Origin of the sequence: Dokdonia sp. Asnod2-E02, from assembly GCF_045063915.1 — a bacterium.
Taxonomy (GTDB): Bacteria; Bacteroidota; Bacteroidia; order Flavobacteriales; family Flavobacteriaceae; genus Dokdonia.
Genome location: NZ_JBEFNX010000005.1, coordinates 646,141 through 666,580, shown reverse-complemented (window position 1 = coordinate 666,580; position 20,440 = coordinate 646,141). Strand labels below are relative to the sequence as shown.

24 protein-coding genes are annotated in these 20,440 nt (G+C 38.8%); 10 read left to right on the top strand and 14 right to left on the bottom strand.

The window, feature by feature from the left end:
- Nucleotides 1-14: 14 nt before the first annotated feature.
- From ACJJVM_RS02935 to ACJJVM_RS02895, 9 genes are all read right to left on the bottom strand, one after another.
- Entirely contained in the window at nt 15-509 is a 495-nt protein-coding gene (locus tag ACJJVM_RS02935) for a VOC family protein (protein ID WP_405210750.1), read from the bottom strand.
- 1 nt (nt 510) lies between these two features.
- Entirely contained in the window at nt 511-1,944 is a 1,434-nt protein-coding gene (locus ACJJVM_RS02930; protein ID WP_038600398.1) for an amidohydrolase, read from the bottom strand.
- 96 nt (nt 1,945-2,040) lie between these two features.
- Nucleotides 2,041-2,517: a hypothetical protein gene (locus tag ACJJVM_RS02925; RefSeq protein ID WP_405210749.1), complete on the bottom strand. Its 477-nt coding sequence runs from the start codon at nt 2,515-2,517 to the stop codon at nt 2,041-2,043.
- Entirely contained in the window at nt 2,472-3,209 is a 738-nt protein-coding gene (locus ACJJVM_RS02920; protein WP_405210748.1) for an SDR family oxidoreductase, read from the bottom strand. The genes ACJJVM_RS02925 and ACJJVM_RS02920 overlap by 46 nt, the downstream gene beginning before the upstream one ends.
- On the bottom strand, nt 3,202-3,609 hold the full coding sequence (locus ACJJVM_RS02915; RefSeq protein WP_405210747.1) for a DoxX family protein: 408 nt from the start codon (nt 3,607-3,609) through the stop codon (nt 3,202-3,204). The genes ACJJVM_RS02920 and ACJJVM_RS02915 overlap by 8 nt, the downstream gene beginning before the upstream one ends.
- A 147-nt stretch (nt 3,610-3,756) precedes the next feature.
- Nucleotides 3,757-5,067: a cryptochrome/photolyase family protein gene (locus ACJJVM_RS02910; protein WP_405210746.1), complete on the bottom strand. Its 1,311-nt coding sequence runs from the start codon at nt 5,065-5,067 to the stop codon at nt 3,757-3,759.
- 101 nt (nt 5,068-5,168) lie between these two features.
- Nucleotides 5,169-5,867, bottom strand: coding sequence for an SDR family NAD(P)-dependent oxidoreductase (locus ACJJVM_RS02905; RefSeq protein ID WP_035328292.1), 699 nt, complete (start codon nt 5,865-5,867; stop codon nt 5,169-5,171).
- A 19-nt stretch (nt 5,868-5,886) separates the two neighbouring features.
- Nucleotides 5,887-6,396, bottom strand: coding sequence for a cell division inhibitor (locus ACJJVM_RS02900; protein ID WP_405210745.1), 510 nt, complete (start codon nt 6,394-6,396; stop codon nt 5,887-5,889).
- A 127-nt stretch (nt 6,397-6,523) separates the two neighbouring features.
- Nucleotides 6,524-7,207: an MIP/aquaporin family protein gene (locus tag ACJJVM_RS02895; protein WP_405212162.1), complete on the bottom strand. Its 684-nt coding sequence runs from the start codon at nt 7,205-7,207 to the stop codon at nt 6,524-6,526.
- A 111-nt stretch (nt 7,208-7,318) separates the two neighbouring features.
- Here ACJJVM_RS02895 and ACJJVM_RS02890 point away from each other — a divergent pair, with 111 nt between their 5' ends.
- Together ACJJVM_RS02890 and lpdA are read left to right on the top strand one after the other, a co-directional pair.
- Complete coding sequence (locus ACJJVM_RS02890) at nt 7,319-8,164, top strand: DUF2911 domain-containing protein (RefSeq protein WP_405210744.1); 846 nt, start codon at nt 7,319-7,321, stop codon at nt 8,162-8,164.
- 166 nt (nt 8,165-8,330) lie between these two features.
- The gene (lpdA, locus tag ACJJVM_RS02885; RefSeq protein WP_298354180.1) at nt 8,331-9,731 is read left to right on the top strand and encodes a dihydrolipoyl dehydrogenase; all 1,401 of its coding nucleotides are present in this window, start codon (nt 8,331-8,333) and stop codon (nt 9,729-9,731) included.
- Between the two features lie 118 nt (nt 9,732-9,849).
- Here the strand turns inward: lpdA and ACJJVM_RS02880 are convergent, their stop codons facing one another.
- The 4 genes from ACJJVM_RS02880 to ACJJVM_RS02865 form a co-directional block, all read right to left on the bottom strand.
- Entirely contained in the window at nt 9,850-10,176 is a 327-nt protein-coding gene (locus ACJJVM_RS02880; RefSeq protein WP_405210743.1) for a DUF6984 family protein, read from the bottom strand.
- 224 nt (nt 10,177-10,400) lie between these two features.
- Nucleotides 10,401-11,006: a hypothetical protein gene (locus tag ACJJVM_RS02875; protein WP_405210742.1), complete on the bottom strand. Its 606-nt coding sequence runs from the start codon at nt 11,004-11,006 to the stop codon at nt 10,401-10,403.
- 211 nt (nt 11,007-11,217) lie between these two features.
- Nucleotides 11,218-11,502 carry a type II toxin-antitoxin system RelE/ParE family toxin gene (locus ACJJVM_RS02870; protein WP_405212161.1) on the bottom strand — a complete coding sequence of 95 codons (285 nt, stop codon included), beginning with the start codon at nt 11,500-11,502 and terminating at the stop codon, nt 11,218-11,220.
- Nucleotides 11,492-11,737, bottom strand: a complete 246-nt coding sequence (locus ACJJVM_RS02865) for a type II toxin-antitoxin system ParD family antitoxin (RefSeq protein WP_405210741.1) — start codon at nt 11,735-11,737, stop codon at nt 11,492-11,494. Before ACJJVM_RS02865 ends, ACJJVM_RS02870 begins: the two co-directional genes overlap by 11 nt.
- Before the next feature lie 284 nt (nt 11,738-12,021).
- On the opposite strand from ACJJVM_RS02865, the gene ACJJVM_RS02860 reads away from it, so the two are divergent.
- The 3 genes from ACJJVM_RS02860 (at nt 12,022) to ACJJVM_RS02850 (ending at nt 14,751) form a co-directional block, all read left to right on the top strand.
- Nucleotides 12,022-13,074 (top strand): heme A synthase, encoded by a 1,053-nt coding sequence (locus tag ACJJVM_RS02860; RefSeq protein ID WP_298354174.1) that lies wholly within the window; start codon nt 12,022-12,024, stop codon nt 13,072-13,074.
- Between the two features lie 39 nt (nt 13,075-13,113).
- Nucleotides 13,114-13,629, top strand: coding sequence for an IS1096 element passenger TnpR family protein (locus tag ACJJVM_RS02855; RefSeq protein ID WP_035328315.1), 516 nt, complete (start codon nt 13,114-13,116; stop codon nt 13,627-13,629).
- Nucleotides 13,630-13,695: 66 nt separating this feature from the next.
- Complete coding sequence (locus ACJJVM_RS02850) at nt 13,696-14,751, top strand: nucleoid-associated protein (RefSeq protein ID WP_298354170.1); 1,056 nt, start codon at nt 13,696-13,698, stop codon at nt 14,749-14,751.
- 57 nt (nt 14,752-14,808) lie between these two features.
- Here the strand turns inward: ACJJVM_RS02850 and ACJJVM_RS02845 are convergent, their stop codons facing one another.
- The gene (locus ACJJVM_RS02845; protein WP_405210740.1) at nt 14,809-15,879 is read right to left on the bottom strand and encodes a hypothetical protein; all 1,071 of its coding nucleotides are present in this window, start codon (nt 15,877-15,879) and stop codon (nt 14,809-14,811) included.
- 95 nt (nt 15,880-15,974) lie between these two features.
- Between ACJJVM_RS02845 and ACJJVM_RS02840 the strand changes: the two genes are divergently transcribed.
- The 5 genes from ACJJVM_RS02840 (at nt 15,975) to ACJJVM_RS02820 (ending at nt 20,375) form a co-directional block, all read left to right on the top strand.
- Nucleotides 15,975-16,868, top strand: coding sequence for an ABC transporter ATP-binding protein (locus ACJJVM_RS02840; protein ID WP_038600433.1), 894 nt, complete (start codon nt 15,975-15,977; stop codon nt 16,866-16,868).
- Nucleotides 16,869-16,876: 8 nt separating this feature from the next.
- Nucleotides 16,877-17,719, top strand: a complete 843-nt coding sequence (locus ACJJVM_RS02835) for an ABC transporter permease (protein ID WP_298354163.1) — start codon at nt 16,877-16,879, stop codon at nt 17,717-17,719.
- 231 nt (nt 17,720-17,950) lie between these two features.
- Complete coding sequence (locus tag ACJJVM_RS02830) at nt 17,951-19,309, top strand: DEAD/DEAH box helicase (protein ID WP_405210739.1); 1,359 nt, start codon at nt 17,951-17,953, stop codon at nt 19,307-19,309.
- A 3-nt stretch (nt 19,310-19,312) separates the two neighbouring features.
- Nucleotides 19,313-20,110: a subclass B1 metallo-beta-lactamase gene (gene bla, locus ACJJVM_RS02825; RefSeq protein WP_298354160.1), complete on the top strand. Its 798-nt coding sequence runs from the start codon at nt 19,313-19,315 to the stop codon at nt 20,108-20,110.
- A gap of 10 nt (nt 20,111-20,120) precedes the next feature.
- Complete coding sequence (locus tag ACJJVM_RS02820) at nt 20,121-20,375, top strand: CDGSH iron-sulfur domain-containing protein (RefSeq protein ID WP_035328326.1); 255 nt, start codon at nt 20,121-20,123, stop codon at nt 20,373-20,375.
- Nucleotides 20,376-20,440 lie beyond the last annotated feature (65 nt).

Sequence of the window (20,440 nt, the reverse complement as noted above, 5' to 3'; positions counted from 1 at the left end):
AGCTTTTGCTTTAGTTAAAATTGGTTACCATCATTTACTTCTACCCAGTAACCGTCTGGGTCTTGTATATATAATTGTCTCACCTTATCCGGGCGTGTTGATATTGCGTTTTTAGTACCTGGCCAGTCATAATAATCTAGATTGTAGTTTATAATGCTTTCGCGAAAGCGATCAAAATCCCGCACAGCAAGCGCCAGGTGTACTCCTTTTGGAATACGTTTATCTAGGCTATCTACCTCGATAATGTGTAACTCTTGTGTGCTGCCTAGTCTAAACCAGCGTATGTGGGGTTGCTCTGTGCCATCTTCTATTTCTTGTAAGCCAAATATCTTTTGGTAGAAATCAACACTTCTCTCTAGATCATTTACATTTATTGCATAGTGATCTATAGCCACTTCTATTTGTTGTGTTGTAGCCTCACTTGTGTCTGATAGTGCTTGCTCCTTGCAACTCTGGATAAAAAAAGCAGTAGCAACAAGTGCTACTGCTTTGATATGTATATTTTTCATATTATTTCCCTTGATCTACTGGTGGTGGTCCTGGAGGTACAATAGCTTCATAAACGGCATCGCCTTTGCGCTCTTTATACTCTGCTTTTACCTCTTCTACAAGTTTTGGGTTTTCAAAAAGGTCTAGCATTGTCATACCCATTGCCTTGCTGGCATAGGTCATTCCTTTATGTCCTATAGACATACCACCACAGGCTACAACTGCCCACGAGTGCCACGGTGTATCCTTAGGAGCCGTAGTTACACCTAGATTAATGTTTGCTACATTCCAGCTTACATCACCTACATCTGTGCTTCCGCCACCTGGGTTTTCTCTAGTTTCTTCAAGTGGCTTGATAGCACTATCCATACCTACTTGTGGTTTTCCTGTTACTTCTTGTATCTTTTTACCAAAGGCGATTTCTTCTGGAGTGTATGTGATAGGGCCTAGCAGCTCTAGGTTTTTTTGCATTGCTGCACCACCGGTTCTGTTTACGAGCACTTCATAAATACCAGAAATGAGAGATACTTTGTAATCTACATTTGCGAGTATTGCTGCGCCTTCTGCCATTTCTTGTACGCGCTTGTATACTGGCATCATTCCTTTGCGTTCTGTGTCACGCACGCGCATCCATAATCTAGAGTAATCTGGAACCACGTTTACTACTTGTCCACCATCTTGTATGTGGTAGTGCATACGTACCGTAGGTTTTACGTGCTCACGGTAGTAGTTTATACCTGTTGTATAAAGTTCTAATGCATCAGAGGCAGAGCGACCATTCCAAGGGTCTGCGCTGGCGTGTGCTGCTTGACCAAAAAATTCTATTTTAAAATCTACAAGGGCAAGTGAGCTTTGTACATCTGCCTTAATTTCGGCAGCTGGGTGCCACGATACATTTACATCTACACCGTCCCAAACGCCGTCACGTACCATCCATATTTTTCCAAAGAATTTTTCTTCAGATGGGGTACCCATAAATTTTACAGTTCCTTTTATTTTTCCTGCTTCTATTTGCTCTTTAATAGCAATTGCTGCCCCTAGGCTTGCCGCACCAAACATATTGTGACCACAACCGTGACCAGCCTGCCCCTCGTTAAGCGGATTCTTAGTAGGCTCTGTTTTTTGAGAGAGTCCTGGTAATGCGTCAAACTCGCCTAGTACACTTATCACTGGGCTACCAGATCCATAGGTAGCAACAAAGGCAGTAGGCATACCAGCAACGCCGCGCTCTACGGTAAATCCTTGTTTTTCTGCATAGTCTGCTAGAATTTTAGCCGATTGTGTTTCTTCAAAGGCAGTTTCTGCCAGTGCCCAGATCTCGTCTGAGATGCGTATGAGTTCTTTTTCGTGTTTTTCGACAGAGGCAATTACGGCCTTCTTGTTTACAGACATCTTTTGAGCAGAGAGGCTCAACGTCATAAGTCCTAATGCGTAGAGGAGTACTTTTTTCTTCATAAAATGGTTGATTTATAGTAGCTTCTAAGATAGTAAAAAAGGATAAGACAAATTTCTTACCCATTATAGCTACTATATACATCTATTATACCTTCTCTAAAAATGTACAGTGAGTATAATGTACCAGACCGTCACCGCCCATAACCAGCATATTATGATATATAGAATGGTACGTAATAGGGGAGAAGCGATGATTTTTTTTACAAAGTGAGCTGCCAGTCCTGCCCAGATGAAGCCTAACGACCAGAACATACCAGCACTTATAACCGCTGGCCAGACCCAGTCTCCCGTCCAGCTAGAAAAACTTGGGTACGATGTAAATAGAAAAGATACCGTATAATATAGTGCAGCCCCTAGCGCTCCCATACTCAAGAGTCCTAGTGCGCAGGTGACTATTGCGGCAATTATAGAAAAACGGGTGGTAAATGATAAGGACTTCCAGTATTTAAGCACAAGTTGATGTCTATGTGTGAATGCTAAAAGTAAGGTAATATACGCTTTCGCGAAAGCGTAATTTTTAATCCCTGCTAGACAATACCTCCGTTTGCATTTATCACTTGGCCAGTGATCCATTGTGAGTTATCGCTTACCATAAGCTGTACTACCTTTGCGATATCCTCTGGCTGGGCAAGTCTGTTAAAGGGTGATTTACCTTCAAGCTCTTTTATAAACTCTTGAGATTTACCTTTTAAAAATAGGTCTGTCTCTGTAGGGCCAGGAGCTATACAATTTACCGTTATGCCTCTGCCTATCTCTTGGCTAACTACACGAGACATTTGCTCGATAGCCGCTTTTGTAGAAGAATAGATTGCATATGATGGTAACATCATCTTAGTGGTGCTGGAGGAAAAATTTATAATCTTACCGTCATCTTGTAAGTGATTAAAGGCCTCCTGCATTGTATTAAATATTCCTCGTACGTTTACATCATATTGTGATGTATAGTCATCTTGAGTAACTTCATTAAACGGCTTATTTTTCATAATGCCTGCACAGTTTATGAGCATATCAAGTTTACCATAAACAGTAAGAACCTCCTTAAACATAGCTTTTACCTGCTCTGTGTCACTTACATCTGCTTTTATTTTTATGGCGTTGCCACCTTCGTTTCTTATAGCATCTAGTGTGTGTTGTGCATCTTCATCACTAGAGGCATAGTTTATCACTACTTGTGCTCCTTGTTGAGCAAGTAGTTGTGCAGTTGCACTACCTATCCCTTTTGAAGAACCAGTAATTAAGATGACTTTATTAGTAAGATTATTCATTATCAAGTGCTTTTAAGGTGTGCGTGTTAAGTAATTGATATATAGCTATCGCAAGTAATACAATTGCTATATACACGAGCATCATTTTTGGCTCTGGGCGTATCAAAAATTCGGTAAGTAGGCCACCTACCATTGTACCACTTAGTAGCAAATAGCCTGCTATATGAGTAGTCTCTGCTCTTTTAGCAACCGTAAGTGAGAGTGCAAGAAGTATTGCTGTAATTATCTCTACTACACCTGTAATATATCTCGCAAGATCATTTGGTATTCCTATAACTTCCTCAAAATTAGAAAAACCTTTTACACTTTGCTCTAGTCCAATGAGTTTAGGTATCGCAAAATACCCAATGGCTATAATCGCTATAACGGTAAGTACCGTGGCTGTTCTTTTTGTTTTCATTCTTTTTTTTTTCTCAAATATGCCAAGTATGAGTTGGCTTTCAAACGTAATTTGAGATTCTTTATGAAAACATTAGCGAGCGGTGTTAAACTCTATTTATTTTGTAAGGTTTAGAATATATAGGTATTACGCTTTCGCGAAAGCGTTCTAAGCAACCGCCTCTTTATACGTTTTAAGACAGCGCTCTCTAGCCTCTTTGTGGTCTACCATTTTATCTGGATACGAAAGCTCTTGTAGCTCTGGCACCCATTTATTGATATATTCCTTTTGCTTGTCAAATTTATCAACCTGTGTCATAGGGTTAAAAATTCTAAAGTAAGGTGCAGCATCTACTCCAGAACCTGCTGCCCACTGCCAGTTACCCACGTTTGAGCTCATATCATAATCGAGTAGCTTTTCCGCAAAGTAGGTTTCTCCCCAGCGCCAGTCTATAAGTAGGTGCTTGCATAAAAAGCTCGCTGTGAGCATACGCACACGGTTGTGCATATAACCCGTTGCATTGAGCTCGCGCATACCAGCATCTACTAGGGCATAGCCCGTCTGGCCGTTTTTCCATTTTTCAAACTCTTCTTCATTATCACGCCAGTCTATACGGTCATATTTTGATCTAAAGGCTTTGTCTTTAGTATGCGGGAAGTGATATAAAATTTGCATAAAAAACTCACGCCATATGAGTTCGCTCCAGAAAACCTCGTTAGTCTGAGCGATCGCTTTTTTTACCATTTTACGTACCGAAACTGTACCAAAACGTAAGTGCGGCCCCAATCGCGATGTCCCATTTTGCGCAGGAAAATTGCGTGTGTCCTCATAATTTTCAATAAGAGTAGGAGTGACGTCATAATCTGGTACCTCAATGCTAGATTTTTTAAAACCCATATCTGCCAGTGTGACATTAGGCAGTCTACTATGATCTATAAGATTGTCAAGATACTGCGAGGTGTAATGTATGATGAGGTCTTTATCTTCATCAAAAGTCGCTTTCCACTTATTTTTAAAAGGTGTGTAGACCACATAAGGATCGCCATCTCCTTTTACAATCTCATCTTTTTCAAAAATCACTTGATCTTTAAAGGTGGTAAATGAGATATCATTTTCTTCTAGTAGTGATGCAATTTTTTTATCACGCTCTAGTGCATACGGCTCATAATCTCTATTTGTGACTACTGCCTGCACATCATAATCTGCTATGAGCTCTTTAAAAACTTGCTCTGGAGTGCTGTAAAACATTGCCAGCGAGCTGTCGTGCTCTGCTTGCAAGGTGTCACGCATTTTTTGTAATTCATTATAAATAAAAGTAACGCGAGCGTCGTCTTCTGGGAGTTTATCAAGAATTTCTTTATCAAAGATAAAAATAGGTAAGACCGGGTAGTCTCCCTTTAGTGCTTCTAGAAAACCTACATTATCATCCAGTCGTAAATCACGACGAAACCAAAATATTGTTACTTTTTTTGTGCTCATAGATTACAAATTTAAGGCTTTAAGAAATGGGGGTTTCTTAAAGCCTTGATTGGGTTTTTATACGCTTTCGCGAAAGCGTTCTAAACCTCTTTATTAAATACTTAGTTTACATTAAGTGTACTCATACCACCATCTACACCTATCACTTGACCAGTGATCCAAGTGCTGTCATCACCAAGTAAGAAGGCTGCTGCATTTGCAATATCTTCTGAGGTACCTACACGCTTAAGCGGGTGGCGCTCGTTCATCATTTCTTTTTTCTTGTCGTTGCTTAAGAGACGCTTTGCAAGTGGAGTGTCTGTAAGTGATGGTGCTATTACATTTACACGTAGCTTAGGCGCATACTCCGCTGCGAGTGCTTTGGCAAATCCTTCTATAGCTCCCTTTGCAGCGGCAACACTTGTGTGAAAAGGCATTCCCACCTTTACAGCAACTGTACTAAAGAAAACAAGACTTGCTTGCTCAGATTTCTTAAGGTGCTCCATTACTTGGTGTACCACGTTTACCATACTCAAAAAATTAAGCTCCATATCTTTACGGAAGGTATCTACCGTGAGCATTTTAAAGGGCTTTAAGTTTATAGTGCCTGGACAAAACACAAAACCATCTAGGTGGTCTGGCAACTGGCTTAGGTCTAGCTCATCCTTTTCTGTGTCATACTCGATGTAGTTTACATCTAGATTACCTAGATTCTCGTTAGTACGAGAAGCGACATATACTGTGTGGTCTTGGTATAGCTTGCTTGCGATTTCAAAACCTATTCCGTGGCTTCCTCCTATTAATAGTATGTTTTTGCTCATAGTGTTATTTTTATGCGTGTTAGGCTAGTATATCTTGTTTAAGTGTAGTTGCTGTTTGTTCTGGGTTTTTATAAACACCAAATTTGTCTTCGAGTGCTTTCTTTCTGTATTCAAAAATCTCTTCTAGTTTTGGTTTTACCAGAAAAGGGTGTGCAAGTCTTCCTAAAAAGCCTGCAGGTACTTTATAGTCTACAATATCTTCCATCTCTACGCCGCCTGGTATCTCTTTTATAAAATGCTTGTGATGCCATAGGGCATAAGGGCCGTACTTTTGCTCATCTACAAAATAGGCACCTTCCTTTACACTTATGATTTCTGTAACCCACTGCATCTTAATATTTGCAATAGGGGTGACGGTGTATTGTATAAGTTGGCCAGCATACACCGGTCTATCTGCACCAGAGATGATATTAAAATTCATATAATCTGGAGTGATGGTACCTAGGTTACGTGCGTTTGATAAAAACTGCCAAGCCTCATCTACACTTATAGGTAGATTTTGCTTAGAATGTATTTGATAGATTTTCATAACTTATTTTCTAATTATAAAAATACAATCAAAATGTTTATCAAAACAAGCTATTTAGTTAAACAAAAATTAAATAATTGTGAGTTGTGCAAAGATTTTGGTTGAAGATGTGTGGGGTAGGTATGTATTAAGCATCACAACACTGCTCGTCTTTTACGAGCTTGCAACTTGCTACGGCTAGTATTGCACCTATAAATGGAGCGGTAACATATAGCCACATAGGTTCCCATTGACCAGAAAATATGGCAGGACCTATAGATCGCGCAGGATTCATAGACGCATTAGTCATAGGTCCCGCAAACATTGCTTCTAGCAATACGACACCACCTATGGCGATACCCGCGATGACACCTATTTCTTTTGCGCCTGTAGATACGTTTATGATGACCAGCATTAAGAAAAAGGTGAGGAGTATCTCTAGTACAAAAGCCTTATAATGTTCAAAAGAGGGAACGGTGCTTCCTAAAAATTCACTCTCAGGAAACAAGAACCACAACATCGCACCGGCAAGTGTAGCTCCTACTACTTGTGCAATGATATACTTAGGCACCTCTCTCCACGCAAATTTCTTTGCATAAGCAAAAGCTACTGTCACCGCAGGGTTAAAGTGCGCACCAGATATATCGCCAAAAGCATAGATCATAGCCATCACAATAAGCCCCCAGGTAATTGCAACACCGGGGTGGGTAACGGCGCCGCCTGTAGTCTCGTTTACTGTCATAGCGCCACAACCACAAAAAACCATTGTAAATGTTCCTATTATTTCGGCTATGTAGCGTTTCATATGTGCTGTTTTGCGATAAAGATACAGAGCGTTATATTAAGGTTTTGTTAACATATGACGCATTTTAACATCTTATTTTTGTGTGAGGAAATTTTCGCGAAAGCGTAAAACAATCCATAACCAATAAAATCAAGCATTATGAAAAAATTACTTTTTGTAGCCTTCTTAGGTCTTATGACGGCAGGAACTACAGCACAAATTAAAACACCAGCACCTAGCCCAGCAGCAAAGGTGATGCAAACGGTAGGTCTTACAGATGTTACTCTTGAGTACTCTAGACCTGCAATGAGAGGACGTACTATTATGGGTGACCTTGTACCTTACGGTGCAATGTGGCGCACAGGAGCAAATGCAAATACAACCGTTGAGTTTTCTACACCAGTAACAGTTGCAGGTACAGAGCTTAAGGCAGGAAAATATGCAGTATACACAAAGCCTACAGCATCTACTTGGGAAGTATACTTCTACACAGATACAAATAACTGGGGTACACCTCAAAAGTGGGACGATAGCAAGGTTGCTGCAAAGGCAACGGCAAAGGCACAAATGAGCAATATGCCAGCAGAGTCTTTTACTATGGGAATCAACCACCTGTCTAACGATGGTGCACACCTTACAATGCAATGGGATCAAACGTATGTAGCTGTACCATTTACAGTACCGGCAAACCAGACAGTACTTGCGAGTATAGATAAGATGATGGCAGGACCAGGTATGGGAGATTACTATGCTGCAGCAGTATATCTTTCTAGCACTGGACAGTCACTAGATAAAGCAAAGACGTATATGGACAAAGCGATGTCTATGAACAAAGACCCTAAGTTCTGGCAACTACGCCAGCAGTCATTATTACTTGCAAAGGTAGGAGACAAAAAAGGAGCTATAAAAGCAGCACAAGCGTCACTTAAAGGAGCAAAAGAAGCAAAAAATCAAGACTACGTAAAGATGAACACGGACTCACTAAAAGAGTGGGGAGCGATGTAATCATTGTTTAGTTCGCTTTCGCGAAAAAGTAAGAGCCCTCACACGAGGGCTTTTTTTATGTCTAGTGGTCACAAATTACCTGGCAGATGCGTGTAAAAAAGAGCCATTCATTGCGCTTTTAACTTCGCAGCTCTTTGTATCTTTGTGTAACTTTTAAAAACAAATTATGAGTTCATACGATGTAGCCGTTATAGGCTCTGGTCCTGGTGGATATGTTGCAGCAATACGTTGTGCACAACTAGGAATGAAAACAGCAATAATAGAAAAATATAGTACACTAGGAGGAACTTGTCTTAACGTAGGGTGTATCCCGTCTAAGGCGCTTCTAGACTCATCACACCATTATGAAGATGCCATCAAACATTTTGAAGAGCACGGTATCGAGGTAGGTGATGTAAAATTTAACCTAGAGAAAATGATTGCCCGCAAGCAAAGCGTAGTTGACGTTACTACAAAGGGTATCGAGTTCTTAATGGGTAAAAATGAGATAGACGTTTACCAGGGTGTGGGATCTTTTAAAGATGCTACACATATAGATATCGCAGGAGAGAAAAACCTAACTATAGAGGCAAAAAATACCATTATAGCAACAGGATCTAAGCCTAGCACATTACCTTTTATAAACATAGATAAAGAACGTATCATCACTTCTACAGAAGCATTAAAACTTCCAGAAGTACCTAAGCACCTTGTTGTCATAGGTGGTGGTGTGATAGGTCTTGAGCTTGGTCAAGTATACAAGCGTCTAGGTGCAGAGGTAACCGTAGTAGAGTATATGGATCGCATTATCCCTACGATGGATGGCGCTCAGAGTAAAGAATTACTTAAGGTCTTTAAGAAGCAAAAAGTAAAATTTGCCCTATCTCACGGAGTTACTGCTGTAGAGCGTGACGGAGATGAGATTACCATCAAAGCGACAAATAATAAAAAAGGTGTAGATGTAGAGTTTAAGGCAGACTACGTACTTGTAGCTGTGGGACGTCGTGCTTATACAGACGGTCTTAACCTTGATGCCGTAGGTATCAAGACAGACGAGCGTGGTAAAGTAGAAGTAAACGAGCACCTGCAAACTAATGTGTCAAACATTTATGCCATAGGTGACGTGATAAAAGGAGCAATGCTCGCTCACAAAGCCGAAGAAGAAGGAACACTCGTTGCCGAAATTCTTGCAGGTCAAAAACCACATATAGATTACAACCTTATACCAGGTGTAGTATACACTTGGCCAGAAGTTGCCTCTGTAGGTAAAACCGAAGAGCAACTTAAAGAAGCTGGAGTAGCCTACAAGTCTGGACAGTTCCCTATGCGTGCATTAGGACGTAGCCGCGCGAGTGGTGATACAGACGGATTTGTAAAAATACTTGCAGATAAGGAAACAGATGAGGTACTAGGCGTACATATGGTAGGAGCTCGTGTAGCAGACCTTATAGCCGAAGGAGTAACCGCAATGGAGTTTAGAGCAAGTGCAGAAGATATTGCACGTATGAGCCACGCACACCCTACGTATGCAGAAGCTGTAAAAGAAGCTGCCCTCGCTGCAACCGAAGATAGACCTATACACATCTAGTCAACACTAGAATGATATATTATAAAAAAAACCTGCTAGTGATAGCAGGTTTTTTTTTGGTTTGTGGGTTATTACGCTTTCGCGAAAATTATTAGTGGCTTATATTACTATTTTTATTCTAGGTAATTTCATTCTTAGGAGTTCTTAGTTTCAAGTTTTCAAAATGTGGAAAAGAAATTAAGGGACTAAAGTCAACTTTCCAAAAGTCTAATTCAAAAAGTTCATCATTATTATCACAGGTCAATTCGATATCAACTAAAATTCCATCCTTATCAATGTATTCTGCAGAAATTATCTGTTTTTTACGTGATTGTAAATTTTCTAAGTCAAATGATATTGATCCCATCCCACCATCGTTTAGTTCACGTACCATTTGAGGAATATCAAATTGTCCATTTGTAAGCTTTTGCAATAATTTAAGTTCTGCTGATTTTATAGGTCTCATTTTCTTGGTTGTAAATGACTTAAACTAACAAATAAAATAAGTCTTGTTATACTGATTTTATTTGGTTATCTAAATATAAAACTATTTGTGCACCACGAATAGAGCTTTCAAACCTGCTCGGTATTACAGCGAATAAACTCTTAGAAAAAGCTTTGGTTAAGCGAATTCGAAATGAGCTTAATTTTAACTCAGTTCTTTGTTGTGTGGGTGATTGTTTAAAAGAATTAATTTTTAAGCACAGGTTTTAATATTTTAAATCTTTTTATGGTTAAATTTTTAATTTTGACTACAATTTTACGCAAGACTTTTCTATCGGAATAATTTTCAACAAGTTCAAAAGTCACTTCGTCATCACTAAATTCTGTATTTTCAAATGACCTGTTAATTTTATTCCCAGAACCAATAAGTAACAATTCTTGTAATTCTATTAAAAACGATAAAAATGCTTCTTTAGTTTCAAAATTCGCTCCTATAAGTATTTTGAGAAAATTCTTATTAATTCCACTGAACCATATTGGCTCAATTAATAGTGAGTTAGAGTTTGCTGTATTTAATAAAATCAAACAATTAGAGCGATTGATATGGTAGCCTAAATAGTTTGTTAAATGGACTTTATAAAATTCATAATATGGAAGAATTTTATTCACTTTTGGCTTAATAATTTTTTGAATTTCTCCTCTTTCAGGATAATAATACCAACTTCCATCAGCTATAATTAAGGAGTCGTTTGGGATTCTTTTTTCTAATTCAGATTTAATTTGGGCAAATTCCTGTCCAAAGGAAATTGTAATAGTACCAAATGTTAATAATATTAATGCCTTTAATTTCATTTTTGATTTTTGGTTTCTCAAATGTAAATCTAATAGGGAAATGAGAAAATTGTAATTGAGTGATCCAGGCTTTTTAGTTAGTGAATGGCCATCTAAAAAATATACATAAAATACATAAAGCAAGTGACACTCCCGATAATTATCAGGATTGCTGGTGTGCCTAAGTTTTCTTTTTTTACTAATTCTTCAAAAACAGGTTTTATTACTGAGGTCACAATTTTTCATTCAAATCCTGTCTTCCTACAATTGTCATTATATCTATGAAGTTCTCATTTACTTTAAAATAAATACTATCAACCCCGCAAACACAGCGTCTGTAGTCTTTCTTTATATAGTCGACAGATTCGAATGAGAAAGGTCTTTGAGTAATTATGTCAAAGTATTTAAAGAACGATTCAAAATATTTATCTGCTTGAACCATTCCAAACTTTTTTACACCGTATTGATGTATCCGTATCAAGTCATTTTTTGCTTCATTACTTAATCTATACTTCATCATTAAGCAAAGACTTTGATCGCGCTAAAATATCTACTTTACTGTCACTTGTAAATCCACTTTTTTCGGCTTTCTCTAATTTAGCTCGAATCCAGTCAATTTCTAATTGTTGTTTTCGAGTTTGCCTTATAAGATCATTTACAAGTTCACTCTTACTAGAGTACTCTCCTTTATCCACTTGATTTTTTAGCCATTCGTCGTTTGGCTTTGTGAATGATATACTTTGTCTTGCCATAATTTTCTTTTGATGTAAATATACACCAAAAGCGAACCGATTTCAAATGCTACTCCCAGTAGCTCTAAAGATTTTTGTTGAGTCTGTTGTTTGTTTTTTAATTGATTACATAAATATACACGCTATAAAAGTTTGAAATCACTATGTTTTTACTTTAGTTTTTATGGGTTATCAACATTATAGTTTCTCTTACTATATCCTCCCAATTTTCAACTATTTTGAACACCAAAGGAGAAATAAAATAAGGTCGTTTTGTATTTTTGCAGCTCTTAAAAAGAGTACATATGTGGTACAGACGCGCGCTTAAAATATCAATCATTTTCTTATACCTCATTATCATCGCAGGGGCGGTGGTACGTATGACGGGAAGCGGTATGGGTTGCCCAGACTGGCCGCAGTGTTTTGGGTACTTAGTACCTCCTACAGAAGAGAGCGAGCTGCAATGGGAGCCTAACCATAGTTATGAAGATGGACAGGTCATTATACGCAATGAGTCTCTGCGCGTTGCCCCAGCAGATTTTACTTCTGGAGCCACCTATAATGAGCAAAACTGGGACACTTATGACACGCACGACTATGCCAGCTTTAACGTATGGCACACCTGGATAGAGTATATAAACAGGCTTGTAACGGCACTAGCCGGTATCCCTATGTTACTTATGGTGATTCTCGCTTTCTGGTACTGGAAGGGGCGCAAGGGGCTTATTTTTGCCACCTTTATGGTGTTGCCTTTAATGCTTTTTCAGGCGTGGCTGGGTAAGCAAGTAGTAGACTCAAACTTACTACCGGTAAAAATTACCATCCATATGATTGCGGCCCTCTTCATAGTAGCGCTACTCTTGTTCTTGTGGTATAAATCGCAGCATAAAGAGATGGGGATTACGCTTTCGCGAAAGCGTACTTATGACCCTGTTTTTAAAAACCTCATTGTGGTCGCTAGTATACTCACGCTTGTGCAAATTGCACTAGGCACACAAGTGCGACAGTATGTAGATGAGCGCGTGGCAGAGGTAGGTTATGAGGCAAAGGAGTTATGGCTTAACCCGGCTACGGTATGGTTTTATGTACATAGATCGTTTTCTATACTCGTGACATTATTAAACCTATATATATTCTGGCGTAATAAAAACTTACTGCTAGGGCATACCAAGTTACTTAACTGGACACTCATACTTATAGCCTTAGAGGTGGTGACGGGTATCGCGATGTATTATATAGATTTCCCGTTTGGGAGTCAGCCATTACATTTAGTCTTAGCGTCATTACTTTTTGGGGTTCAGTTTTATATTTTGTTAGAAAGTTTCCCAAAAAGGGAGGCTATCACACCTACGATATAGGGATAAACCAAGTATCTTTACCATCTTAAAATTTGTACAATGATTTACCGTTTTAGAGCAATTCTAGACACAGAAGAAGATGTTTTTCGCGATCTTGAGATCGAAGCTGCGGCTACGCTTGAAGACTTGCATAATGCTATAAACCAGTCTTTTGGGTTTGATGGGGCAGAGGTTGCTGCTTTTTACCTAAGTGATGATACCTGGATGCAGGGCGAAGAGTTTGCCCAGTTTGAAATGGGTGAGGGTGAGAGCCAGTTGCGCCTTATGAATGAGACGTCACTAGACGGGCTTCTGGGAGAACACCAGACGCGTCTTATATATGTATATGACTTCTTAAATATGTGGCGTTTTCTTGTAGAGCTTGCAGAGATTACAGAGCCAGAAGATGGTGTGACGTATCCTAACCTTATGTTTGTACAAGGGCAAGTGCCAGACCAAGCGCCAGAGTTTGAGATGGAGCCACAAGACGAGGAAGATGAGGATGATGATGAGTTTAATGATGATTACAACATCGACGATTTTGACGATTTAAGTTTTGATGAGAACTGGAATTAGTATTCTTGTATCTCTTTATAACCTAACCTGTGTGCATCGCATACATCACAACATATACATACGACTATGATAAATCTATATAGCGCTCAGATAGAGTCACTATCTATACACCGTATAGGTAATAAAGGAAAGGCAGAAGGACTTTTTGTATCTCAAGACCCATATCCTTTAAGTGATGAGCTTACTCCGCTTATTAAGGAGTTTTTCTTTAAGCCTTTTAGAGAAAAGGAAGAGAACTACTATAAGTTTTTTCACGATCAAGATTTAGAGTTTAACACGCTTTTTACGTTAGCAAAGAAAGTTTTTGATAACCCACACGGGACGCATTTACTCTCTGAGGATATTGCAAAACACTTATATGCACAAAGTGATCATCCGCACATTAAGGCTGGTGAGTTGTATATCGCACACCTAGAAGGCGTACAGATAGATAATATCAAGACAGATGCTTTAGGGATCTTTAAGAGTGAGTTAAAGCAGGATTTCTTACAGTTTCGCGAAAGCGGGACAAACCTAGAGATGATACTTGAGCAAGGTATTAATCTTAATAAACTAGATAAAGGCTGTCTTATCTTTAACCATAAGGAGGATGAAGGGTATAAGGTACTCTCTGTAGATTCTAACCGTTATGACACAAAGTACTGGCTAGAGAATTTTATGGGTGTAGAGACCTTTGAAGATGATAACTTCTACACAAAGAAGTATCTTAAGTTTTGTCAAGACTTTGCAAAAGACGTAGTACTCCCTGCCGAAGATAAAAAGGAAGAAGTGCTGTTTATGAACCGCGCGGTAAATCACTTTGCAAAAAATGACACCTTTGAGGAAACGGCTTTTATGAATGACGTGATAGATAATCCGGATCTTATTCCAGAGTTTCGCCATTATAAAACAGAGCAGTCGCCTAAGTATAAAATAGAAGACCTTACAGACTTCTCGATAAGCAATAAAGCGGTTACAGCACAGCGTAAGAAAATAAAAAGTGTGATTAATCTCGATACCAATATCCAGATTAAAATGGACTTTATTAACCCAGAAAGCGCAGAGAAATTTGTAGAAAAAGGATGGGATGAAGAAAAGCAGATGTACTACTACCTTGTGTACTTTAACAAGGAGCAGAACTAAGCCTTACCATATTATATAAAAAAAAGCGTAGCAGATAGCTACGCTTTTTTTTTTGCTCTAAATCTCCTTTATGAGACGTTTAAGACTGATGTCTTCATAATTACGTTTTACAAACTCTAGCGCTGCGCGTAGTACGGCTCCCATATTTGCAGCACGTTTAAATTTGAGATCACTTGTAAAGTCAAAAATATCTGCTCGTAGTTGGCGCACATTCTCACGAGGAGAGATGTTATCTGTAGCCATTACACGTATTAATCTCGTGAGTCTCTTTTTACCATTGAGAATTCTCCTTGCAAGTAGGGCTCTCTCTTCATTACGGTATTGCTCGATAGAGCGGTTGTCTAGTCGTTTTGCAACCAGTTGTACCAGTCTTATGTTTTCTTTAAAAATAGCAGGTTGATATACTTTAAAATTACCTTCAAAACACTGTTGGTCAAAATCTATTGCGCGTATTTTATAACGTACCGTGTCAAAATCGTGGGTAGGGATGATAACGTAGTTATAAGCTCTCATATCACCCAGTAGGGTAATCATACAGCGCTCGTTAAACTTTACAAACTCCTTTGCGATTTGTGTAAGACCTAGGTCGTCACACTCGCTTAGGTGATTTTTTATAAACTCATCACCAGGTATACCAGAGATGTGCTCTTCTATAAGCGTGTCTTCATATACCAGAAAGTTAATACGGTTAGGCGATAAGATGTGCTCAAGCTCAAGTCCATAAACTCTACTAGCATCTGCCTGCTTTACATAAAAGTATACGTAGTTATTATTATAAATATTAAGCACCTTAATACGAAAGGGCTTAGAGTTACCAAAAGTGCAAAAGTCTATACCCGCAATGCGTAGGTAGTCAAAGATATTCTCATTACCATCTGAGTGCAGCTGGGTATAAATACGTTTAAGATTATACTCTATCTCATCTTGTTCAAACTCGGGATAGTAAACACGTATCCACAGCGTGTCATTATCTTCTTTATCAAAAACACTCACACCACCAGAAAACCTAAGCAGATCTTCATAAGAGATTGTAACCTCAGATGTCCTTGCGTAGGTGTCTAGATAGGAAAGAAGCTTCTCATTTACGGGAAATGAGGGTTTCTTTTTAGACATCAGTTTGTTTTCCATTGCGGGGCGTTTTTATGTAAAGATACTAAAGGCGTGTAACAAAAGGTCTACATAGCCGTCTTGTAAACACTAGCAATCAAAAAACATACTTCATATTGGAAACAATCCTAACGATTAATAATCTAACGAAACATTACGGCCTTGTAAAGGCTGTAAATGACCTCTCGTTTACGATAGAAAAAGGAAACGTATATGGCATACTAGGCCCTAACGGTAGTGGTAAATCTACCACCTTAGGTATGGTACTTAATGTGGTAAACCCTACTTCTGGAAACTTTCACTGGTTTGATGGGTCAGACACCACACATAATGCTTTAAAAAAGGTGGGAGCTATTATAGAGCGACCTAACTTTTACCCATATATGACTGCGGCACAAAACTTACAGTTAGTCTGCAAGATAAAAGATGTCCCGTCAGATAAGATTCAAGAAAAACTTGAGATTGTAGGACTTCTAGATCGTATGCATAGCAAGTTTAGTACCTACTCACTAGGTATGAAACAACGTCTAGCCATTGCCTCGGCACTTCTTAACGATCCAGAGATACTTATACTAGATGAGCCTACAAATGGTCTTGACCCACAAGGTATACACCAGATACGTGAGATTATAAAGAAAATTGCCGCAGGAGGTACTACCATTCTACTTGCCTCTCACTTACTAGATGAGGTAGAAAAAGTATGTACACACGTAGTTATCTTACGTAAAGGCGTAAAGTTATATTCAGGACGAGTAGATGCCATGAATGCAAGTCACGGCTTTTTTGAGTTGCGCACAGATAACTTATCTATGCTCGAGACCTATCTCAATGCCCACTCAGATTTTGGCGAGGTAAAGATAGAAGGCGACTTGCTCACTGGATTTTTATTAAATCCGCTAGAAGCCAAAGAGCTCAACACGCAACTACACCAGCAAGGTATCGTGCTCACGCACCTTGTAAAGCGCAAAGAGAGCTTAGAAGAGCAATTCCTTGAATTAACTAAAAACTAAACAACCCAATGTTACGACTACTCACCATAGAATATCATAAACTCAGACATAGTAAGACATCACGTGTCCTTATCATAGGGTACTTTGTGTTACTATCTGCTATAGCACTGCTTGCCTCAATTAAGTTTAACCTTTTTGGAGCCGAATTTAGACTGGCAGACCAAGGTATTTTTAACTTTCCATACATCTGGCACTTTAATACGTATGTAGCGGCAATACTCAAATTTTTCTTAGCCGTTGTAATAGTATCAATGACCGCAAACGAGTACAGCAATAGAACGCTTAAACAAAACCTCATAGACGGTTTGAGTAAGAAGGAATTTATACTCTCTAAGTTCTTAACCGTTGTTGTCTTCTCAGCTATCTCTACTTTATTTGTGGCGGTACTCAGTCTTATCTTAGGCTTCTCGTTTTCAGACTTTACAGAGATGTCTATCATATTTTCTGACCTAGAGTTCTTATTTGCCTTTTTCCTTAAGCTGGTTGCCTTTTTCTCATTCTGTTTATTTTTAGGGATACTTATAAAACGCTCTGCATTTGCACTTGGCTTTTTATTAATGTGGTATTTCTTTGAAGGGGTCGTGCAGCTCATCTGTTTATTCTTTCAAGAGAAGTATGATATGGAAGGACTGCGCAGCAATGTGTCACAATTTTTACCACTTGAGAGTATGAGTAATCTTATAGAACAACCACTCACAAGGCTCAATATTGTACAGTCTGCAGCAAATCAAATTCAGGCAGATGTCCTTTCAGATTACACAGTATACTTTCACGAGATAGCTATCGTATCGGTATGGACGTTCTTATTTATATATGCAAGTTTATTATTGTTAAAGAAAAGAGACTTGTAGCATCACGCTTTCGCGAAAGCGTAATCAATCACAATGCAACCTCAAAAGGGTTGCATTTTTTGTATATTCATATCAGAAAACAGCCCTAGCGGTGACTTAAAAACCTAATGCTTTAATAATCTTGAGAAAGTGATGGTAGTTGAAACCCCGTTTATAGCTGAAAATTAAAAGGATAATACCCTGTAAAGTACTGTGAATCTTAAAAAATAACCTATTTTCGCGAGAATGTCTATGACCTTTAAAGATCTCAATCTCGATAAATTTTTGTGGAATGCCCTAGATGATATGGGGTACACACAACCTACTCCTATACAGGTAGATGCACTTGCGCCTGTAATGTCTGGAAGTGACGTAGTAGGAATTGCTCAAACCGGAACAGGTAAAACATTTGCATACCTCTTACCTATATTAAGAACATTACCATACTCAAGACAAGAAAACCCTCGTGTACTTATTCTAGTCCCTACTAGAGAACTTGTACTACAAGTGGTAAACGAACTTGAAAAGCTCACAAAATACATAGATGTGCGTATTGCGGGTGTTTATGGTGGTTCTAATATTAATACCCAAAAGGCACTCATTGCTCAAGGGCAAGATATTGTAGTAGCGACACCTGGTAGACTGTATGATCTAGCCGTGAGTAGAGTATTACAACTTAAATCTATCCAAAAGGTAGTGATAGATGAGGTAGATGTGATGCTGGATCTAGGTTTTAGACCACAGCTTATGAACATTTTTGACATTCTCCCAAAAAGGAGACAGCACATTATGTTTAGCGCCACGATGACAGAGGATGTAGATGCGCTTATTAAAGATTATTTTAACAAACCTCAGTTCATAAAAGTTGCTCGTAGTGGGACACCACTAGAAAATATAAAGCAAGTAGGGTATAAGATACCTAACTTCTATACCAAGGTTAACTTTTTACTAGAAGAGCTCGCTTCCGCGAAAGCGTACCCAAAAACGTTGTTATTTGTAAGAGACAAGCGTATGGCAGACAGGCTATACCTCAAGCTTGAAGAAGCGTTTCCAGGGCAAGTAGATCTCATACACTCTAACAAGACACAAAATTACCGTATAAACAGTATAAATGCCTTTTCTGAAGGTAAAGTACGTATGATGGTAGCGACAGATGTAATGGCGCGTGGTCTTGATATAGATGACATAACACACGTTATAAATGTAAACACACCTCGTTTTCCTGAAAACTATTTGCATAGAATAGGGCGTACCGGTAGAGCACAAAAAGAAGGTACTTCAATAGTATTAAGCACTCCAGCCGAAGATGCTTTTCTAGAAGAGATAGAAGCGCTTATGGGTATAAAAGTACCTATAGAGACGCTGCCAGAAGATGTTCAAATCTCTAAAGAACTCACACCAGAAGAGCGACCAGAAGCCAAAGAAATTTTTAATCCTCATAAATGGAATAAAAATGATGAGGATGCTCCGGGACCAGCTTTTCACGAGAAGAGTGAGAAAAACTCTAAGGTAAATCTGGGAGGTTCTTACAGAAGAGAAATTGCAAAAAAATACAAGAAGCCTAAGACCAGAGGCGATAAAAACTATAATAAAAGAAATAAACGCAAGTAAACAATGAAGCGACTACTGCAGATGTTAGGGATCTGTCTAGCCGTACTACTATTACATTCTTGTTTTGACAAGAGTAAGTATGCCCCCGAGCCTTACTTAAGGCCGCTAGAGATAATAAAACTATCTGATCAAGACTATATGCACGTCTCATATCTTAAGGACGGTAAAGATGGTTACATACCTTGTAATGGTTATATACGTAAGGAGGGTGATGAGGTTTTTGTATTTGAGACACCCCTAGATGATTCAACATCTGTACAACTTATTGACTTTATACAGAATGACCTTAACGCGACCATAAAGGCCGTTATGGTGAGTCACGCTCATATAGATGGCGCAGGCGGTGTAAAAGCATTTAATGAAGCAGGCATACCTACATATGGCTCGTCAAAAACAGCAGCATTACTTGCTAGAGATACAATCACCTTAAGTAATACTTTTCAGCGTAAAGATAGTTTGATGCTAGGGAAGACCCTCGTAAAGATGGATTACTTAGGTCCTGCACATACAGATGATAATGCGATAGCCTATCTAGAAGGACCAGAGGTATTACTAGGCGGGTGTATGATAAAATCTCTAGAAGCAGGAAAAGGCAATCTAGCAGATGCAAACCTAAAGGAATGGGCAAAGACCGTAGCCACAGCAAAGTATCTGTATCCAGATGTAAAGCAAGTAATACCAGGTCACGGGATGCGTGGAGACAGCACACTGCTTACCTATACCATAAAAATGTTTCAGGAGGAAAAGCCCATAATTAAAGAATTAACAAACACCACTGAGCAGGAAACTGTTCAATTATAACTAATATATAATGGAGAATAATAAAAAAGTAGCAGGTCTAGCACCTATAGCCGTAGAGCTTGAAGAAGGAAAAAAATACTCTTGGTGTACTTGTGGACACTCTGCAAAACAGCCATTTTGTGATGGCGGACATAAAGCGGCAGAGAGTACCCCTAGTTTACGTTTTGAGGCAGTAAAAACAGGCACTGCCTATTTATGTAATTGTAAGATGACTAAAAATCCTCCTTATTGTGATGGGAGTCATAAAACCTGCGAGATAGGTTAAAACGGTCATTTATAGATATAAAAAATCCCCTTGATATACTTCAAGGGGATTTTTGTTTTATAAGC

Excerpts from the sequence above, each read along its gene's own strand:
- ACJJVM_RS02860 (WP_298354174.1), top strand. The coding sequence starts at position 12,022 with ATGTGGTACAGACGCGCGCTTAAAATATCAATCATTTTCTTATACCTC.
- bla (WP_298354160.1), top strand. The coding sequence starts at position 19,313 with ATGAAGCGACTACTGCAGATGTTAGGGATCTGTCTAGCCGTACTACTA.
- ACJJVM_RS02900 (WP_405210745.1), bottom strand. The coding sequence starts at position 6,396 with ATGAAAATCTATCAAATACATTCTAAGCAAAATCTACCTATAAGTGTA.
- ACJJVM_RS02925 (WP_405210749.1), bottom strand. The coding sequence starts at position 2,517 with ATGGATCACTGGCCAAGTGATAAATGCAAACGGAGGTATTGTCTAGCA.
- ACJJVM_RS02845 (WP_405210740.1), bottom strand. The coding sequence starts at position 15,879 with ATGGAAAACAAACTGATGTCTAAAAAGAAACCCTCATTTCCCGTAAAT.
- ACJJVM_RS02835 (WP_298354163.1), top strand. The coding sequence starts at position 16,877 with ATGTTACGACTACTCACCATAGAATATCATAAACTCAGACATAGTAAG.
- ACJJVM_RS02935 (WP_405210750.1), bottom strand. The coding sequence starts at position 509 with ATGAAAAATATACATATCAAAGCAGTAGCACTTGTTGCTACTGCTTTT.
- ACJJVM_RS02870 (WP_405212161.1), bottom strand. The coding sequence starts at position 11,502 with ATGAAGTATAGATTAAGTAATGAAGCAAAAAATGACTTGATACGGATA.
- ACJJVM_RS02875 (WP_405210742.1), bottom strand. The coding sequence starts at position 11,006 with ATGAAATTAAAGGCATTAATATTATTAACATTTGGTACTATTACAATT.
- ACJJVM_RS02930 (WP_038600398.1), bottom strand. The coding sequence starts at position 1,944 with ATGAAGAAAAAAGTACTCCTCTACGCATTAGGACTTATGACGTTGAGC.
- lpdA (WP_298354180.1), top strand. The coding sequence starts at position 8,331 with ATGAGTTCATACGATGTAGCCGTTATAGGCTCTGGTCCTGGTGGATAT.
- ACJJVM_RS02905 (WP_035328292.1), bottom strand. The coding sequence starts at position 5,867 with ATGAGCAAAAACATACTATTAATAGGAGGAAGCCACGGAATAGGTTTT.
- ACJJVM_RS02910 (WP_405210746.1), bottom strand. The coding sequence starts at position 5,067 with ATGAGCACAAAAAAAGTAACAATATTTTGGTTTCGTCGTGATTTACGA.
- ACJJVM_RS02920 (WP_405210748.1), bottom strand. The coding sequence starts at position 3,209 with ATGAATAATCTTACTAATAAAGTCATCTTAATTACTGGTTCTTCAAAA.
- ACJJVM_RS02890 (WP_405210744.1), top strand. The coding sequence starts at position 7,319 with ATGAAAAAATTACTTTTTGTAGCCTTCTTAGGTCTTATGACGGCAGGA.
- ACJJVM_RS02830 (WP_405210739.1), top strand. The coding sequence starts at position 17,951 with ATGACCTTTAAAGATCTCAATCTCGATAAATTTTTGTGGAATGCCCTA.
- ACJJVM_RS02865 (WP_405210741.1), bottom strand. The coding sequence starts at position 11,737 with ATGGCAAGACAAAGTATATCATTCACAAAGCCAAACGACGAATGGCTA.
- ACJJVM_RS02850 (WP_298354170.1), top strand. The coding sequence starts at position 13,696 with ATGATAAATCTATATAGCGCTCAGATAGAGTCACTATCTATACACCGT.
- ACJJVM_RS02915 (WP_405210747.1), bottom strand. The coding sequence starts at position 3,609 with ATGAAAACAAAAAGAACAGCCACGGTACTTACCGTTATAGCGATTATA.
- ACJJVM_RS02880 (WP_405210743.1), bottom strand. The coding sequence starts at position 10,176 with ATGAGACCTATAAAATCAGCAGAACTTAAATTATTGCAAAAGCTTACA.
- ACJJVM_RS02820 (WP_035328326.1), top strand. The coding sequence starts at position 20,121 with ATGGAGAATAATAAAAAAGTAGCAGGTCTAGCACCTATAGCCGTAGAG.
- ACJJVM_RS02855 (WP_035328315.1), top strand. The coding sequence starts at position 13,114 with ATGATTTACCGTTTTAGAGCAATTCTAGACACAGAAGAAGATGTTTTT.